Origin of the sequence: Mucilaginibacter boryungensis (assembly GCF_015221995.1) — a bacterium.
Lineage (GTDB): Bacteria > Bacteroidota > Bacteroidia > Sphingobacteriales > Sphingobacteriaceae > Mucilaginibacter > Mucilaginibacter boryungensis.
Genome location: NZ_JADFFM010000001.1, coordinates 1,574,267 through 1,589,628 on the forward strand (window position 1 = coordinate 1,574,267; position 15,362 = coordinate 1,589,628).

A 15,362-nucleotide genomic window follows, 5' to 3' on the forward strand; every position below is an offset into this window, starting at 1 on the left:
AATGACAAACTTCTTCTATGTCTCAATATGATTAATCTTAACCAGTTTTTGCGAGAGACCCTATGGGTAAACAACGACTGAAAAAATAACGTCATGCCGAATTTATTTCGGCATCCCACACGCTATTCACGCCCGGCAGGTCCCGTAGTTTTTGATATATACAATATGCTTACTTTTATGATGAGATGCCGAAATAAATTCGGCATGACGGACCGAGTTTTAATACCGGGTTTTATAAATATTCAATCCCTTAAAAAAGGATTAAAATTCCTGGTGCCAATTTCCATACCCGCGGCCCGGCAAATGGTTTTATCGCCAAACTTAAAGTTAATGCGGTCCATAGCCTGGTAAAGTTTAATGCGCTCTTCATTATCCTCAAACAAATTTATCTGGTAGCTGCCGGTGCACAGGTTGCTTAGCTTAACACCAATAAGCCGGATAGGCCGGTGCCCGTTCCAAGCTTTCTTTAGTAAATTTTTCACGCCCGGTAGCAGGATATGTTCGGCGGCGGTTAGCGGTATTTTTTCCTGGATGGTATGGGTTTCAAAGTTGGCGTAACGTACTTTAATAGCCAAACAACTGGCTACCTTATTTTCGCGGCGCAGTTTACCGGCCAGTTCCTCAGTCATGGATATTAAAATGGTTTCCAGTGTACGTTGCTCGGATACGTTAGTATTAAAAGTATGCTCGGTAGATATGGACTTACGGTCGGAGTGGGGGATTATCTCGCTATGATCAATACCGTGGGCTTTCTCGTAAATAAATAGCCCGGCTTTGCCAAATACCGCTTCCAGGAACTTCAGGTTCACTTTTTGCAGATCGCCAATTTTTTCGATACCGTACGCATATAATTTTTGGCAGGTCTTTTCGCCAAGCATAGGTATTTTGCGGATAGACAAAGGCGCTAAAAACTCTTTTTCTTTACCGTGCGGCACAAATAATTGTCCGTTTGGCTTGGCCTGGTTAGTGGCCATTTTTGAAACCGTTTTACCCGATGATAAGCCGAATGATATAGGCAACCCGGTGGTTTTGATTACTTTTTGCCGCAACTCACCCGCAAACTTGTAACAATCGTAAAAGCGGTCCATGCCGGTCAGGTCAATATAAAACTCATCTACCGATGTTTTCTGGTACAGGGGAACGGTATCATGGATGATCTGCGTTACCTCGCGTGATGCCTCGCCATAACGCCCGTGTGTGCCACGCACAATAATAGCATGCGGACAAAGCCGCATAGCGGTTTTCATGGGCATGGCCGAATGGATCCCAAACTTACGGGCCTCGTAACTGCACGATGCTACCACACCACGATCGGCCGAGCCGCCAATAAGTACAGGTTTACCAATAAGCGAGGGGTTAAACTTCCGTTCAACCGATACAAAAAATGAATCGAGATCGATATGTACGATATGCCGTTTGAATTCCACCAAACAAAAATGAAAAAAATAATTGATATTTACTAAAAATATTAGCAATTTTAAAACCCGATAAAATTGCGAGATATGGATACTTACACCGATTACCTGATGCTGATTGCACCACCTAAAAATGTGATCTACGATATTGGCCGTTATAAAAGGGCCTCGGCACGGGTAATAGGCGATTTCCCGGGGATGAACTCGCCGGCCCATATCAGCATCAACCACCAGCACCGGTGTAAACCCTTCACCGCCCGGCATGCTATCAGTCAGATGAGCGAGAAGTTAGGATTACTGACACCGCAGGAATTACAGATAAGCAATTTTAAGTATTTTACCCATGGGCAAACCGGCTTTACTATTTATGCCTGCGTAGTTACTAACGACCATGTAGACCGCTGGTTTAAAGGCGTGCAAAACAGTATGCGGGTTATTCAAAAACATAGTATCCCGCATATTACGGTAGCCAAAAATATCCCGCCGGATAAATTTAAAATGCTGTGGCCAAAGTTTGAGCAATGTAAATTTCAAACCAGTTTTATAGCCGATAAGCTGACTGTGCTGGAACGGGAAACCTACGTGCAGCATTCTAAATGGCGGATATTTAAAGAATATAGGTTTGGGGAAAGGCTGATGGAGTATTAGTTGGTTGAGAAAAACTGTCCGCTACGCGCTGCCCATGCCATCATACGCCATAGATGACCAGACCGCCATTAAAGTGACCGGCGATACCGTTGAAGTTATTTCTGAAGGGAACTGGGAGTTGTTTACGCGATAAGATGACGATGCCCGGTTATTGTATAATCTGTACAAAAGCACCTATTCTAAAAATCGCTAAAAAAACGAAAGTCGGGCTAAAAACATATTGATAAATTCCAAAAAAGGCCAAAAATCGCTAAAAATCGATAATGCTTTTCTGGTAGAAAATGCGTATATTAAAAGTATAAAGTCTTTGGTAACTCCGTCAGTTAACGAAGCGAAAAATATTGCTATTTAGCTTATTTAGGCTGTTTTCCCTCACTCCGGCGGTGTTGGGTCGCTAAAAAACTTTAAAATCAGGTAGTATTTGTGCGGTAGATTTAGTTGTTTTAGCCGGGTTTGTTTTTTCGGGCGTAAAATTTATACTTTACCAAAAAATGCTATGCAAGATAGTATAATTTTTGATTTGACCGGACCGTGATCAGGGTAATTGATTAGTTACATTTAAACAAATGCGATGCCTATAAAAACAACCGTTATCACCGGGGCTACGTCCGGCATTGGGAAAGAAACCGCGCTTGCTTTAGCGCAAAAAGACCATGCTGTATATATGCTGGTGCGTAATGTAGAGAAGGGTAAACAAGTGCGTAACGAGATTATAGCAGCAAGTAACAACCGGTATATACATGTAATTTATTGCGATTTGGCCGACCTGAAAACGGTTAAAGCCGCGACCGAAATATTAAAAGAAAAGTTGTTTGCAATAAATGTACTGATAAATAATGCAGGGGGGATTTTTGCCACCCGGGAACTAAGTGAGGATGGTTATGAAATGACCTTTGCTGCCAATCATTTAGGCCATTTCCTGTTGACAATGAGTTTAATGCCATTGCTGGAAAAAGGCCAGGCCCGCATTATCAATGTAAGTTCGGAAGCTCATAGGATAGGTAAGCTTTATTTTGATGACCTGCAGGCCGAAAAGGAATATTCCTCTTTCAAAAGATACGGTATGGCTAAGTTGTTTAATATTTACTTTGCCAAATCGCTTGCCGAGCGTTATCAAAACAAAGGTATTACGGCCTTCGCGCTTCATCCCGGCATGGTAAGTACTGCTTTTTGGGCGCAATCAAGCGGTTGGGCTAAGGTTTTGGAATTTATTTCCAGGCCGTTTATGATTACGGCGCAACAAGGTGCACAAACTTCCGTATACCTTGCAACGGCGCCAAAGCTTGACAAAGAAAGCGGGCAATACTTTAAAAAGCAGCACGTTGCCAAACCTTCATCATTGGCTAACAATAAGTCTGCCCGAGATCAATTGTGGGATATCAGCACGCAATTAACCAAGGCATATTTATAATAGATGTTACGCCGTATTTTTTTCATTACAATTGTCATATTTAAGTAATGTTGCGTATATTGGTACCACAATCTAATTGAAACATATGATCACACTGAACAAAAAGCTATTGATAACTATGGGGCTTAGCTCCCTCATTGTTTTCGGCGCGGTGGCTTCAATGCCCCAGGAAACCAAAGCACCTGAATATAAAAACCTTAAAGTTTTATCTAAAAAGCTTACACACAGGCAATTGGGCGGTATTATGGATCAATGGGCTAAAGCCTTAGGTGTTCGCTGCAACTTTTGCCATGCCCGTGGCGCCGATGGCAAAAATGATTTCGCAAGCGATGCTAAACCAGAAAAACTGATGGCGCGCGAAATGTTTAAAATGACAGCTAAGATCAATAAAAAATATTTTAAAGCCGGGAAAGATTCTTTGGGTATGGTAATGAATTCGGGCATTGCCTGCGTTACCTGCCACCATGGTACCTCGCACCCTGAAGGCGGCATGCACCATGAGGAAGCTGAAAGCAAATAACTTCTGATGTAAAGAATTATGTAAATGCCCCGTATTCTCGGGGCATTTACTGTTTAATATTTCTGCAAGCATATGCCCGATTCAACTGTTACTATCCGGCATGCAAACGTAACCGATTTGCCTGCTGTGTTGGATATCTATAACCATGCTATTATCAACACTACAGCCGTTTACCAGGAAGATGTGCATACCTTATCTATGCGCGAAAGCTGGTTTATGGATAAATTGAAAAATGGTTACCCGGTATTCGTAGCTACTGAAGCCAATAAGGTAATTGGTTTTAGCACCTACGGCCCGTTTCGGAACTGGCCGGGCTATCGCTTTACAGTAGAGCATTCGGTATATGTACACATTGATCACCGGGGAAAAGGAGTGGGGAAACTTTTAGTGCAATCAGTTATAGGTCATGCGAGGGATAAAGGCATGCATGCCCTTATTGCCGGGATAGACAGTGAATCGGCGGGGAGCTTAAAGTTGCATCAATCGCTGGGGTTTGTAGAAGTGGCGCACTTTAAGCAGGTAGGTTTCAAATTTGGGCGTTGGTTAGACCTTAAGTTTTTAGAATTACTATTAAGCTAAATTTTTTTTTAAATTTTTTTAAAAAAGATAGGACCACTAATAGAAAAATCTTTTAATTTTGAGAGGTTATTTTAATAGGGGTATTGAATAACTATCACCGAAACCGGGCTGCAAAGCCCGGTTTTATTTTTTATCTATTATTATTTCTTTTTATTTGTTTTTATCTTCTTTTATTCGATTTTACTCTTTTTTATCCCATTTATCTTATTCATAACCCTGTGTACTCAGGTACTCGTTGGTGATCATCATAAACAAACGGTCATCATCAATCGACTCATCAAAACCCTCCAGCAGTAATTGTTCAATATCATTAAGCTGTAACGCTTTACCTAAAATACGCAGCATGCGGAAGGCCGTAATGTTAATGTGTTCAATTAGTTGCATGTATAGCATAATGTTCATGTCGCCAAGCAACTCCATGCCAATGCCTTTCTTTTCCAGCGCAAATGTTTCTTTAAATATAGCTTTTACCGGAATGCATTCCTCGTCGGAAGGGGTGATATTCAGTGCATTATAAACTTCATCAAGCCGGTTCAGGTGCTTTTCAGCATCTTCCTGCAATTCCTGCAAGGCTAACTGTAAAGCTTTAAACGACGCTACCTCAATTAAATGCGCCAGGTTGTTTTTAATGTACAGTTTGCCGTAGTATAGTTTGTTTAGATGATGGGTAAATAAATGCTTTAAAACAGCAGGGTCTGTTACATGTGATGGTTTAATATCCATTGTTAATCGGGGTTGAAATCAATCACAATCATTGAAAAAAATCAAATTTTGTTGTGATACGTAAAAATACTAAAACAAGTTGTGATTTTATTAGATATTATTTTTTAGGATAGCCCGCACCAATTAATACTGGTAACTTGCAGGCTGAAAAGCGAACAATATGAAGTATAAATTAGGCGATTTTGTAAGATTTGTAGACGAAAACATGGAAGGGTACGTTACCCGGATCATCGACGACCATATGATAGGGGTAACCGGCGCTGATGATTTTGAAATACCTGTGCCTGCCAGTAAAGTTACTTATGTATACGGGCACAATATTTCTATTGACGATAAACATAATAAACCCTTAGCGCCAATAGCTACTGAAAACTTTATTGAAAAAGGGATTTACCTGGCCGTGGTCCCTGATCAAAAAACGGCGGCAGTGGTGCATTTTCACCTGGTAAACACTACTTCGTACCAAATATTAATTACTCTTTCTACGCTTCAAAATCTGCAATACAAAGGCGAGTATGCAGGCATAGTAATGCCCCAATCGGTTGAAAAGGTATATGCCGCTCCGTTAGCCGACTTGCAAATATGGCCGCAATTTAATCTGCAGTTGCTTTATTATACACAACAAAATAAAAAACCTGTTGAACCACTTATTATTACCGAAAGGTTTAAAGCTAAAGACTTTGCCGGAAGTAAAAAACAAGTGCCCTTAATGAACCAGCAGGGCTGGCTGATCCGCCTGGATGAGGATGATTTGGTTATTGACGCTGAAAAGCTAAAAGAGAGCTTTTTTAAGCCGGCTGAAGAAAAACAATTGGTAGACAAGCCCGCAACTGAAGTTGACCTGCACATTGAAAAGCTAAAACATGAGCACCAATTGTTAAACAGCGCTACCATATTAAATATCCAGTTAGACCATTTTAAAAAAGCGCTTGATGCCGCCATTGTGCATCAGCTACCCGAGATTACTTTTATACATGGCGCAGGCAATGGCACATTGAAACACGAACTGCATAAGTTGCTTAGTAAAAACAACCGTATACAAACTTTTATGGATGCGCGGAAGGAAAAATTTGGCTATGGCGCCACCAAAGTAATTTTGAAATAGGATTATGCACGGTCTTTATTGCCCAGCATCCAAACCACCAGCTTATAAATACCGAAGGTAGCAACCGGGGCAACCAACACATCCAGCGTGTAGTGCACGTGCTGAACCAATAGCAGGCATCCTACAATAATTATTGCCAGGAAGCCAATGGTTTTGTCAACTTTTTTCTCGATGGTGAGGTATATCAGGCATAGGGTAGCCGTATGGCCCGAGAAGAAAAGGTCCTTAGTTATTTGTGCGTGACCGTAAAAAATACCTGTCAGCGGATCTATCAATTGAATCAAACCAGCAGGCGGATCAAGCTTAACCAGGCTAATTGTTAAAAAACGGACAATGGTGATAAATGAATATGCCCAAACATAAGTAACATACATTGCTGGTTGTTTGGCTGCCCGGTACAAGGCTAATGCGCCCATACCCCAAATAATAGCAAATATCAGCACCGATACGTTGTGCGCAGGAATGTGGTCAAGTACAATATCGTCAAGTTGGATGCCTTTTCTTTTCTCAATTGTATTAAAAAAGAAAGGCATAATAGCCAGCAAAATGGCCAATAGGGCAGAACCGGTGATTAACTGGAAACGGCTTGTTGTTGAGTTCCAGATCATTTTCCAGTTTTCTTTAATAGGGGATATTGCAGTAGTTTTATTCAAAATATATTCTGTAAAACGACTGCAAAAATAACCATATGTTTTAAATGTTAAATAAAATTTAAATAATCATGATTATTAGGTGACTAATATGATACTGTTATTATAAAATAAATAAGGCCCCAATTATATAATCGGGGCCTTATTTGTGGCGTTTAAGCCATATTAGTTAGCTATTAGTTTTTGACAAACTCGGTATTAGCAGTAAGCGTAACTTCATCACTTAAAGCTGCAGTTGGGAAATTAGCCCCAATATTAAAGTCTTTGCGTTTAACTACACCGGTTACTTTAAAGCCCGCAACAGTTTTTTTATTCATTTGGTTGGTGTAGGTGCCACGGTAAGTTGCATCTAAAGTAACACTTTTGGTGATGCCTTTTAATGTCAGGTCGCCGGTTACTTTATAAGTTTTGTCACCTGTTTTTTTGAACGAAGTGCTTTTGAAAGTCATTTTAGGATATTTCTCCACATCAAAAAAGTCAGGGGTTTTAATGTGTTTGTCGCGCGCATCATTATCTGTGCTAACAGACGCTACATCAGCGCTTAAGTTAACTACGGCATCGCTAAAATCATCTTTTGATGATGTTACTGTAGCGGTAAATGATTTAAATGTACCGTCTACATCAGATACCATCATGTGAGTGATAGAAAAGCCTAATTTAGAGTGAGCGGGATCAACCGTCCAGGTACTGTCGGCAATAGGTTTAAATGCTAATAAAGCTACTGCAGTAAATAGGGTGATTAGTGTTTTTTTCATCTTTTGGTTTTAATTTAAATGTTTAAACATGCAAATGTTGTTATTATAATTGAATCGAACAATTGATATATATCAATAAATTGTAATAAAATAGGGAGAAGTATCCATAGTCTCACCCCGACGTTGCCACGCTCGTCATCCCTCTCTTCGCGTTCCGCGTAAAGAGGGGCAAAGTATGGCTGGTAATTATCGTTACCCTCTTTCCACCGCAGGTGAAGAGAGGGTGCTCGAGCGAAGCGCAGACCGGGTGAGTTGAAACAATGATTAATAAACTAAAGCAGTCGTTTAATTATCCGCAGTTTATGTGTATACTTTTGTAAATCGCCCGAAAAGATTCCCTGGTCGTCTATCTTGTCAATTTTAACCCGGCCACTGGCATGGATGATCTGGCTGTTGTTCAGCATCATGCCTACATGGGTAATGTGGCCTTGTTCGTTATCAAAAAATGCCAGGTCGCCTAATTTAGCCGATTGTAAAAAGTCTACGGTTTGGCCTTGCTCGGCTTGCAAATACGCATCGCGCTTTAAGATAATACCTTGCAGCCTGTATACTGCCTGCACAAAGCCCGAACAATCTATACCCATGTGCGTACGCCCCCCCCACAAATAAGGTGCATTGAGGAATGATTTAGCCGTATTTGCAATATCCTCTTTTGCGCCAATTTCGCCAATAATTTCAAAGTATTCGGAACCGATATGGCATGTAGTACCTTCTAAAAACGAAAGTGAGCTGGCAACAGGCAAATATACCACGCTATTGTCAGCCGTTTTCCAGGCTTGTGTAACCGGGCGATAGGTTAAGGGCACTTTTTTCTGCTGATGTTTTTTGTAAGCTGCTGGCGAAAGCGAAATGTATTGCAGGTAATTCAGCCAGCCTTCGTAACCATCCAGTGTAGTAATAATGCGTATCCATTCATCTTTACGTTCCATTATTTCAAACACCTCGCCAAATAATATTTGCGATACCATTTCGGCGCGCGAACTTGGTTCGGCCCTTAAGGGAACAATTGCAAGGTTACAAATTCCGTATTCCATGTTTTTACAACCGGTAGTTGTGTGCAATATAGTTTATAAATGGCCTTAAAACAAAAAAAGGATGTACAATATACACCCCTTTTTTAAATATTATGAAAATTGAATGTAATTATTCGTTCATGTGCAGCCAATCTTTTTTGGCCAGCAATTCCTCTTTAGTCTCGCGCACATCCTCGTCATCTACACAGCAATCAACCGGGCAAACAGCAGCACACTGCGGCTCATCATGGAAGCCTACACATTCGGTACATTTATCAGGTACTATATAATAGATATCGTCGGATAGGGCAGCTTGTGTTTCTTCTGCATTTAAAGTGTTGCCGTCTCCAAAATCAATAACGCCTTTTAAGCCGGTACCATCGCTAAAACGCCATGCGGCGCCAGCATCGTATATGGCATTATTAGGGCATTCGGGCTCACAGGCCCCGCAGTTTATACATTCATCGGTGATTTTAATCGCCATTTTGTAAAATATCTTATATTCTAAATTAACTTTGCCTTATAAATAAGATTGCAAATATAACAAAAAATGGGTTCAAGGGTTTCAAACCTTAACATCAATATGTCAAAATTTAAAAAAAATCAAATAATTAGTACTTTTTCATTACTGGGCCAGCAGTTACTTACCCCTGACGAGGAGTTATCTAACCTTATTAATAGTGAATATTATTATAACGCGTGGTTCACCCCCGAAAATACATTGCAGGCAATAAAAGCCATTGGGGGTGCACTAAACGAGGCAGATATTGCCACCTGGTTAAATAAGTATCCCGAGCCTGCAAGCGGCAACCCTAAAAAAGTAGGACTGATATTGGCAGGGAATATACCGCTTGTTGGTTTTCATGATGTGCTTTGCGTACTGGCATCGGGTAACCACGCACTTATAAAAGCTTCAACCCAGGATGCGCGTTTAATAAAGCATGTATTAAAAATGCTGGTGGCTATTGAGCCTGCTTTCGCTGATCAATTCACTTTTGTAGAACGACTGGTTGATTTTGACGCAGTAATAGCCACGGGGAGTAACAATTCATCGCGTTATTTCGATTATTACTTTGGTAAAGTGCCAAATATTATTCGCAAGAACAGGAATAGTGTGGCGATATTAACAGGCAACGAAACCACCGCTCAGTTAAATGAATTAGGCCATGATATATTTGATTACTTCGGGCTTGGCTGCCGTAATGTATCAAAGCTATTGGTACCCGGCGGATATAATTTCAACAAATTTTTCGAATCAATTGAAAGTTATCAACCCATCATCAATCATCATAAATACAATAATAATTACGATTACAATAAATCGATATACTTAGTTAATAGTGATAAGCATTTGGATAATGGCTTTTTGTTGGTAAAGGAAGATGAACGTATGGCATCGCCGCTGGCAGTTGTGTTTTTTGAATATTATAAAGATGAACACGCCGTTAATGCAATGCTATCCCGCGAAAGCGAAAATATACAGTGCATAGTAAGCAATTTGCCTTTGCAGGTAAATAACCAGGTGGTTGATTTTGGCCAAAGCCAGCACCCGGCCCTGTGGGATTATGCCGATGGGGTGGATACAATGGATTTTTTGTCAAATCTTTAAAATAACAATACATTTGGGGCAGGGAAGTTAAAAGTAATAAGTCAGATCGATTCTTATAACTTCAGACTAATGGCTTTGGACTAAAGACTTAAGAGTGTATATTATAAAAGTTAAAGGCGTTGCCAAAATACCCGACTATGTGCAGCTGCGCGATGATAGATTTACATTGCTGGCTTATTTTAGGGTAGACCGCCCCGAGAAACACCTGGATAAAATAGGATTAGGGGAGAAGCAAGCGTACATTATGGATTTGATTAAAGATTTGCCATTTGGCCAGATATTAAAACTTGAGCTATAAATTACCATGATAGGAAATACCATTATAAAATTGCAGGGTGTGGATGTGTTTCAGCAAAAGCACCTGATACTGTCTAATGTTAATCTGCATATTGATAAGGGCGACTTTGTGTGGCTGATAGGGCAAACCGGATCGGGCAAAAGCAGTTTGCTGAAGGTAATTTATGGTGATATAGCTATTACCAACGGCGAAGGACATGCCGGCGGGTACGATTTAAAAACTTTAGCTACTAAAGATGTGCCTTTTTTGCGCCGTAAGCTGGGCATTGTTTTCCAGGATTTTCAATTACTTACAGACCGGTCGGTTGAAGATAACCTGCGTTTTGTGATGCGTGCTACAGGCTGGACAGATAAAAACCTGATCACCGAACGCACATTGGATGTGCTGGAGAAGGTAGGCCTGCGCTCTAAAATAAAAAAAATGCCGCACGAGCTCTCAGGCGGCGAACAGCAACGGGTAGTTATTGCTCGTGCACTGATAAATGACCCCGAAATTATACTGGCCGACGAGCCAACCGGTAACCTTGATCCGGATACTTCCGAAGAAATTGTAATGCTGCTAAAGCAGATCAGCCAATCGGGCACTTCGGTATTAATAGCCACACACGATTATCATATCATCCGTACATTCCCATCGCGTATTATTAAATGCGAGAACGGCAAGGTACTGGAAGATGTGGAGATATAAGTTTTAAGTCTTAAGTGCTAAGTCTGTTTTGGATTTTTACTTAAGACTTTTTACTTTGAACTAACCGCACTGACAGTGCTACCTGTCACTGTCCTCCAAAATAAAAACTGCACTGACATCATGGCGTAAACCAGCGAATGGCAGGATACTTGTTTTGCAGTATCTGATAATGAAATTTAGCGATATGTTGAAGAAAAAGAAAAAGGAAGATATAGATAATACTGATCTGCACGACGAAGTGTCAGGAGAAAATACTAATGACAGCGAGGAAGCGACAGAAAGCGAAAAAACAGTTGCTGCCGGTCCATCTGCTGAGGATAAACTGAAGGAAGAAATTGCCCAGGCAAATGATAAATACCTGCGCCTGTATGCCGAGTTTGACAACTTTCGCCGCCGTACCCAAAAGGAGCGCACCGAATTATTGCAAACAGCAGGTAAAGAAGTAATTGTTGCCATGTTACCCGTGCTGGATGATTTTGAACGAGCGATAAAAGCCATGGAAAATTCAACCGATGTGAATGCCGTTAAGGAAGGGGTAGCATTGGTGCAGCATAAATTTAAAAGCATACTTGCCCAAAAAGGCCTGAAAGAAATGGAATCGAAAGGTGCCGCATTTGACGCGGATATTCACGAGGCCATTACTAACATACCTGCACCAAGCGACGATTTGAAAGGTAAAGTAGTAGATGAATTGGAAAAAGGCTATTACCTTAATGATAAGGTAGTGCGCTTTGCCAAAGTGGTAGTAGGGGCGTAAAAATGATTTCGAAATTCGGAATTGCAATTTCGAATTTGAAAAATTAAACAATTATAAATCCGAGATCGAAATTTCGAAATCCGATATAAAAAAGACATGGCAAAAAGAGATTATTACGATGTACTTGGTGTAGCAAAAGGCTCAAGTGCGGATGATATAAAAAAGGCGTACCGTAAAATGGCCATCAAATATCACCCGGATAAAAACCCGGGCGATAAACAAGCTGAAGAAAGCTTTAAAGAAGCTGCGGAAGCTTACGAGGTATTAAGCAACCCCGAAAAGCGCCAGCGTTATGATCAGTTTGGCCATGCAGCCAATGCGGGGTCGGCAGCAGGCGGCGGGTATGGCGGTGGCATGGATATGAATGATATATTCAGCCAGTTTGGCGATATCTTTGGCGGCGGCAGTCCGTTTGAAGGCTTTTTCGGTGGCGGCGGCAGTCGTCAGGGTGGTGGCAGGCGTGTAGCCCGCGGTAGTAACCTGCGTATTAAGGTGCGGTTAACGCTGGAAGAGATTGCCAACGGTGCCGAAAAGAAAATAAAAGTAAACAAACAGGTATTATGTAAAGCCTGCGATGGTACCGGCGCTAAAGATAAATCATCGTTTCAAACCTGTAAAACATGTGGTGGCAGCGGCTCGGTACGCCGGGTAACCAATACCATATTGGGCCAAATGCAAACTACCAGCACTTGTCCAACTTGTAATGGCGAAGGTTCGCAAATTACCTCAAAATGTAATGTTTGCCATGGCGATGGGGTACAGCGCGGGGAAGAAACGATCACCATTAACATCCCTGCAGGTGTTAGCGAGGGTATGCAACTGAGCATGAGCGGTAAAGGTAATGCCGCGCCAAGAGGTGGTGTTCCGGGCGATTTGATCATCCTGATCGAAGAGGTACCGCACGAAACTTTAAAACGCGATGGTAACAATGTGATATACGATATGCATATCAGCTTTATTGATGCCGCATTGGGTACCAGTATTGAGGTGCCTACTATTGATGGCAAAGCCAACATTAAAATAGAACCCGGCACACAGGGCGGCCGTATTTTGCGTTTAAAAGGAAAAGGTGTACCAGAAGTAAACTCCTATCACCGGGGCGACCAGTTAGTGCACATTAACATCTGGACGCCAAAAGCATTAAACCGTGAAGAACGCGAATTGCTGGAGAAACTACAGGATTCGCCAAACTTTAAACCCAACCCAGGCAAGAACGAAAAAAGTTTCTTTGAACGGATGAAGGAATATTTCGAATAATAATAATTCTTTTGTTAAGTAAAAGAAAAAGGCTGTATCTTAATCAGATACAGCCTTTTTAAGTTTAATAAATATGTTACTGCGTTAAAATTGTGCCGCGAATTGCAAGCCCCAGGCCCCATTTTGGTACGATGGTAATATGATGGAGCTTTTTTCAGGTTTCTTTTTCAGGTCTTTCTGTATCTCTTTATCCTGCTTTTTATCTTCTTCTTTTTCGCGACCTTTTTTAGTTAACCTGTTACGAATTATCGGGTAAACCCAATAAGCCGCTTTTGTAGATAGGATACCAAAACCTGCACCGGCTATAACATCGCTAAACCAGTGGTCTTTATGGTAGATACGGAAAATGCCTGTGGTGGTGGCAAAACTATAGCCAATGGCACTATACACAGGCGATACCTTCCCTAATTCCTGCGACATGAATTCGGCACCGACAAACGCGTTACCGGTATGGCCGGATGGGAAGGAAAGGTAATCGGAATTATCAGGCCTTAACCTGTGTGTTGCGTGTTTTATGGCAAAGGTAGACCCTTCCAGCATAAATTGTGCTAAAACGAAGATAAATGTACGGTCGATAAACGTATTTTTGCCATGTACACCTACAAAGTTTAAACCATACGTTAGCACCACCGGCGTAAATTGGAAAAAGTTTTCCAGTTTGGTTGGGGTAACAATATCATGCCGGTCGGCCTGTCCATATAAATAGCCGTCAAACCTGTGCAACGGATGAATAACGAGGCTACTAACACCGTAACCCACCATAGCGATAGGCGGTATCAGCGCGCCCGTTTTACTATGCAAATGCTTAACGGTATCAGGTGCGGTAAACAGATCTTTCTTGATCGTATCCACCACTTTCTTTTTGGTGGTATCGGTAATTTGTGCATTAGCATGTAATGCAGTAACACATAATATAAAAAATATGATCTTTTTCAAGGTAGTTAATATTAAGTTAAGGAATAATTAATACAATAATTTGCGCAAAAAAGTTTTAAGGTTAATTAATCTTCCATATCATTATTACCTTATCATCGCCTGTGCTAAGTAACTGGTCCCCGTTCCAGGATAACTTATTTACCGATAGTATGTGGGCCGGGTAACCCTTTTCGCGACTGATAACTTTTAACAGTCGGAAATCATCGGCATCCCAAATTTTTATGCTTTTATCCATACTGGCCGTAGCAAACATTGGTTGGGTGGGGTGGCAGGCGATATGATTAATAGCAAACAAATGCGCAGGGATATTTTTGACCAATGTAAATGTTTTCGCATCCCATATTTTTAGTTGCGCGTCGCGCGATCCGGATAGAATATACTTACCGTCTGGTGTATAAGCGGTAGTAAATACTGCCATTGTATGGCCCTGTAAGGTAGTAACAGGCGTATAATCTTCAAGATTATAGATATTTACCGAATTGTCCCGGCAACCTAAGGCCATGTATTTTTCATCCGGTGAGACTGCAATACTGCGGATAGTATCATGTGATACTTTGACTGTATGCAACAACTCCAATGAGTCCAAATGCCAAACGGAAACGGTACCGTCTTCCGAGGCCACCAGCAGTTCTTTTTTTGATGGAACGGACTTGATATCAAACACAGGTTTTGTGTGGTGATTGAGGCCCTTAATCAGCTTTTGCTGAATAAAATCGAACACCAATACCTGGCCGCTGCGCAAACCGGCAAACAATAACGGATAACCTGCAGGGCAATGTATCGCATAAACAGAAGCATTAACCGGGAACATCACTTTAATAAAAGCCATATCCTTCAGGCTCCATTCCACCAGGCCTTTATCGTTGCCGCCCGAGAACAGGATGCCCGGTTTCTGTGATAATTCCAGTGCATAGATAGGGTTGGAGTGCCCGGTAAGTTCGGTTAGTTTTTCTGCTGTCATTTATTAGTTCATGGTAGATAGTTCATGGTTCATAATTA

At 41.3% G+C, this 15,362-nt stretch carries 19 protein-coding genes; 11 read left to right on the plus strand and 8 right to left on the minus strand.

What is annotated here, in order from left to right; genetic code table 11:
• Positions 1 to 242 precede the first annotated feature (242 nt).
• Positions 243 to 1,427 carry a DNA polymerase IV gene (gene dinB / locus IRJ18_RS06635; RefSeq protein WP_317174058.1) on the minus strand — a complete coding sequence of 395 codons (1,185 nt, stop codon included), beginning with the start codon at positions 1,425 to 1,427 and terminating at the stop codon, positions 243 to 245.
• 75 nt (positions 1,428 to 1,502) lie between these two features.
• On the opposite strand from dinB, the gene IRJ18_RS06640 reads away from it, so the two are divergent.
• The 5 genes from IRJ18_RS06640 to IRJ18_RS06660 all read left to right on the plus strand — a co-directional run bounded on the left by IRJ18_RS06640 (position 1,503) and on the right by IRJ18_RS06660 (position 4,573).
• The gene (locus IRJ18_RS06640) at positions 1,503 to 2,063 is read left to right on the plus strand and encodes a 2'-5' RNA ligase family protein (RefSeq protein WP_228072595.1); all 561 of its coding nucleotides are present in this window, start codon (positions 1,503 to 1,505) and stop codon (positions 2,061 to 2,063) included.
• A 4-nt stretch (positions 2,064 to 2,067) separates the two neighbouring features.
• Positions 2,068 to 2,196, plus strand: a complete 129-nt coding sequence (locus IRJ18_RS21120; RefSeq protein ID WP_262893259.1) for a hypothetical protein — start codon at positions 2,068 to 2,070, stop codon at positions 2,194 to 2,196.
• A gap of 438 nt (positions 2,197 to 2,634) precedes the next feature.
• A complete protein-coding gene (locus tag IRJ18_RS06650) occupies positions 2,635 to 3,474 on the plus strand; it encodes an SDR family oxidoreductase (protein WP_194105409.1) in 840 nt (279 codons plus the stop codon).
• A gap of 85 nt (positions 3,475 to 3,559) precedes the next feature.
• Positions 3,560 to 3,994, plus strand: coding sequence for a c-type cytochrome (locus IRJ18_RS06655; protein ID WP_228072596.1), 435 nt, complete (start codon positions 3,560 to 3,562; stop codon positions 3,992 to 3,994).
• 72 nt (positions 3,995 to 4,066) lie between these two features.
• Positions 4,067 to 4,573 carry a GNAT family N-acetyltransferase gene (locus tag IRJ18_RS06660; RefSeq protein WP_194105410.1) on the plus strand — a complete coding sequence of 169 codons (507 nt, stop codon included), beginning with the start codon at positions 4,067 to 4,069 and terminating at the stop codon, positions 4,571 to 4,573.
• Positions 4,574 to 4,777: 204 nt separating this feature from the next.
• Here IRJ18_RS06660 and IRJ18_RS06665 read toward each other — a convergent pair whose 3' ends face one another.
• A complete protein-coding gene (locus tag IRJ18_RS06665) occupies positions 4,778 to 5,296 on the minus strand; it encodes a DUF892 family protein (RefSeq protein ID WP_194105411.1) in 519 nt (172 codons plus the stop codon).
• 160 nt (positions 5,297 to 5,456) lie between these two features.
• On the opposite strand from IRJ18_RS06665, the gene IRJ18_RS06670 reads away from it, so the two are divergent.
• A complete protein-coding gene (locus tag IRJ18_RS06670) occupies positions 5,457 to 6,401 on the plus strand; it encodes a Smr/MutS family protein (RefSeq protein WP_194105412.1) in 945 nt (314 codons plus the stop codon).
• Between the two features lie 2 nt (positions 6,402 to 6,403).
• Here IRJ18_RS06670 and IRJ18_RS06675 read toward each other — a convergent pair whose 3' ends face one another.
• The 4 genes from IRJ18_RS06675 to IRJ18_RS06690 all read right to left on the minus strand — a co-directional run bounded on the left by IRJ18_RS06675 (position 6,404) and on the right by IRJ18_RS06690 (position 9,303).
• The gene (locus tag IRJ18_RS06675; RefSeq protein WP_194105413.1) at positions 6,404 to 7,054 is read right to left on the minus strand and encodes a phosphatase PAP2-related protein; all 651 of its coding nucleotides are present in this window, start codon (positions 7,052 to 7,054) and stop codon (positions 6,404 to 6,406) included.
• Between the two features lie 173 nt (positions 7,055 to 7,227).
• Positions 7,228 to 7,806, minus strand: a complete 579-nt coding sequence (locus IRJ18_RS06680; RefSeq protein WP_194105414.1) for a YceI family protein — start codon at positions 7,804 to 7,806, stop codon at positions 7,228 to 7,230.
• Between the two features lie 272 nt (positions 7,807 to 8,078).
• On the minus strand, positions 8,079 to 8,840 hold the full coding sequence (locus IRJ18_RS06685) for a C40 family peptidase (RefSeq protein WP_194105415.1): 762 nt from the start codon (positions 8,838 to 8,840) through the stop codon (positions 8,079 to 8,081).
• Positions 8,841 to 8,949: 109 nt separating this feature from the next.
• A complete protein-coding gene (locus tag IRJ18_RS06690) occupies positions 8,950 to 9,303 on the minus strand; it encodes a 4Fe-4S dicluster domain-containing protein (protein WP_194105416.1) in 354 nt (117 codons plus the stop codon).
• A gap of 99 nt (positions 9,304 to 9,402) precedes the next feature.
• On the opposite strand from IRJ18_RS06690, the gene IRJ18_RS06695 reads away from it, so the two are divergent.
• From IRJ18_RS06695 to dnaJ, 5 genes are all read left to right on the plus strand, one after another.
• Positions 9,403 to 10,428: an acyl-CoA reductase gene (locus IRJ18_RS06695; RefSeq protein WP_194105417.1), complete on the plus strand. Its 1,026-nt coding sequence runs from the start codon at positions 9,403 to 9,405 to the stop codon at positions 10,426 to 10,428.
• 94 nt (positions 10,429 to 10,522) lie between these two features.
• Positions 10,523 to 10,726, plus strand: a complete 204-nt coding sequence (locus IRJ18_RS06700) for a fructose-6-phosphate aldolase (protein WP_194105418.1) — start codon at positions 10,523 to 10,525, stop codon at positions 10,724 to 10,726.
• Positions 10,727 to 10,732: 6 nt separating this feature from the next.
• Positions 10,733 to 11,413 (plus strand): cell division ATP-binding protein FtsE, encoded by a 681-nt coding sequence (locus tag IRJ18_RS06705; protein ID WP_194105419.1) that lies wholly within the window; start codon positions 10,733 to 10,735, stop codon positions 11,411 to 11,413.
• Positions 11,414 to 11,582: 169 nt separating this feature from the next.
• Positions 11,583 to 12,170, plus strand: coding sequence for a nucleotide exchange factor GrpE (locus tag IRJ18_RS06710; protein ID WP_228072597.1), 588 nt, complete (start codon positions 11,583 to 11,585; stop codon positions 12,168 to 12,170).
• A 96-nt stretch (positions 12,171 to 12,266) separates the two neighbouring features.
• A complete protein-coding gene (dnaJ, locus tag IRJ18_RS06715) occupies positions 12,267 to 13,427 on the plus strand; it encodes a molecular chaperone DnaJ (RefSeq protein ID WP_194105420.1) in 1,161 nt (386 codons plus the stop codon).
• Between the two features lie 84 nt (positions 13,428 to 13,511).
• Here the strand turns inward: dnaJ and IRJ18_RS06720 are convergent, their stop codons facing one another.
• Together IRJ18_RS06720 and IRJ18_RS06725 are read right to left on the minus strand one after the other, a co-directional pair.
• Entirely contained in the window at positions 13,512 to 14,363 is an 852-nt protein-coding gene (locus tag IRJ18_RS06720) for a phosphatase PAP2 family protein (protein WP_194105421.1), read from the minus strand.
• Between the two features lie 61 nt (positions 14,364 to 14,424).
• The gene (locus IRJ18_RS06725; protein ID WP_194105422.1) at positions 14,425 to 15,324 is read right to left on the minus strand and encodes a WD40 repeat domain-containing protein; all 900 of its coding nucleotides are present in this window, start codon (positions 15,322 to 15,324) and stop codon (positions 14,425 to 14,427) included.
• Positions 15,325 to 15,362 lie beyond the last annotated feature (38 nt).

Coding starts and splice junctions, on each gene's coding strand:
- dnaJ (WP_194105420.1), top strand. CDS start 12,267: ATGGCAAAAAGAGATTATTACGATGTACTTGGTGTAGCAAAAGGCTCA.
- IRJ18_RS06685 (WP_194105415.1), bottom strand. CDS start 8,840: ATGGAATACGGAATTTGTAACCTTGCAATTGTTCCCTTAAGGGCCGAA.
- IRJ18_RS06695 (WP_194105417.1), top strand. CDS start 9,403: ATGTCAAAATTTAAAAAAAATCAAATAATTAGTACTTTTTCATTACTG.
- IRJ18_RS06680 (WP_194105414.1), bottom strand. CDS start 7,806: ATGAAAAAAACACTAATCACCCTATTTACTGCAGTAGCTTTATTAGCA.
- IRJ18_RS06710 (WP_228072597.1), top strand. CDS start 11,583: ATGAAATTTAGCGATATGTTGAAGAAAAAGAAAAAGGAAGATATAGAT.
- IRJ18_RS06705 (WP_194105419.1), top strand. CDS start 10,733: ATGATAGGAAATACCATTATAAAATTGCAGGGTGTGGATGTGTTTCAG.
- IRJ18_RS06640 (WP_228072595.1), top strand. CDS start 1,503: ATGGATACTTACACCGATTACCTGATGCTGATTGCACCACCTAAAAAT.
- IRJ18_RS06650 (WP_194105409.1), top strand. CDS start 2,635: ATGCCTATAAAAACAACCGTTATCACCGGGGCTACGTCCGGCATTGGG.
- IRJ18_RS06670 (WP_194105412.1), top strand. CDS start 5,457: ATGAAGTATAAATTAGGCGATTTTGTAAGATTTGTAGACGAAAACATG.
- IRJ18_RS06725 (WP_194105422.1), bottom strand. CDS start 15,324: ATGACAGCAGAAAAACTAACCGAACTTACCGGGCACTCCAACCCTATC.
- IRJ18_RS06665 (WP_194105411.1), bottom strand. CDS start 5,296: ATGGATATTAAACCATCACATGTAACAGACCCTGCTGTTTTAAAGCAT.
- IRJ18_RS06690 (WP_194105416.1), bottom strand. CDS start 9,303: ATGGCGATTAAAATCACCGATGAATGTATAAACTGCGGGGCCTGTGAG.
- IRJ18_RS06660 (WP_194105410.1), top strand. CDS start 4,067: ATGCCCGATTCAACTGTTACTATCCGGCATGCAAACGTAACCGATTTG.
- IRJ18_RS06655 (WP_228072596.1), top strand. CDS start 3,560: ATGATCACACTGAACAAAAAGCTATTGATAACTATGGGGCTTAGCTCC.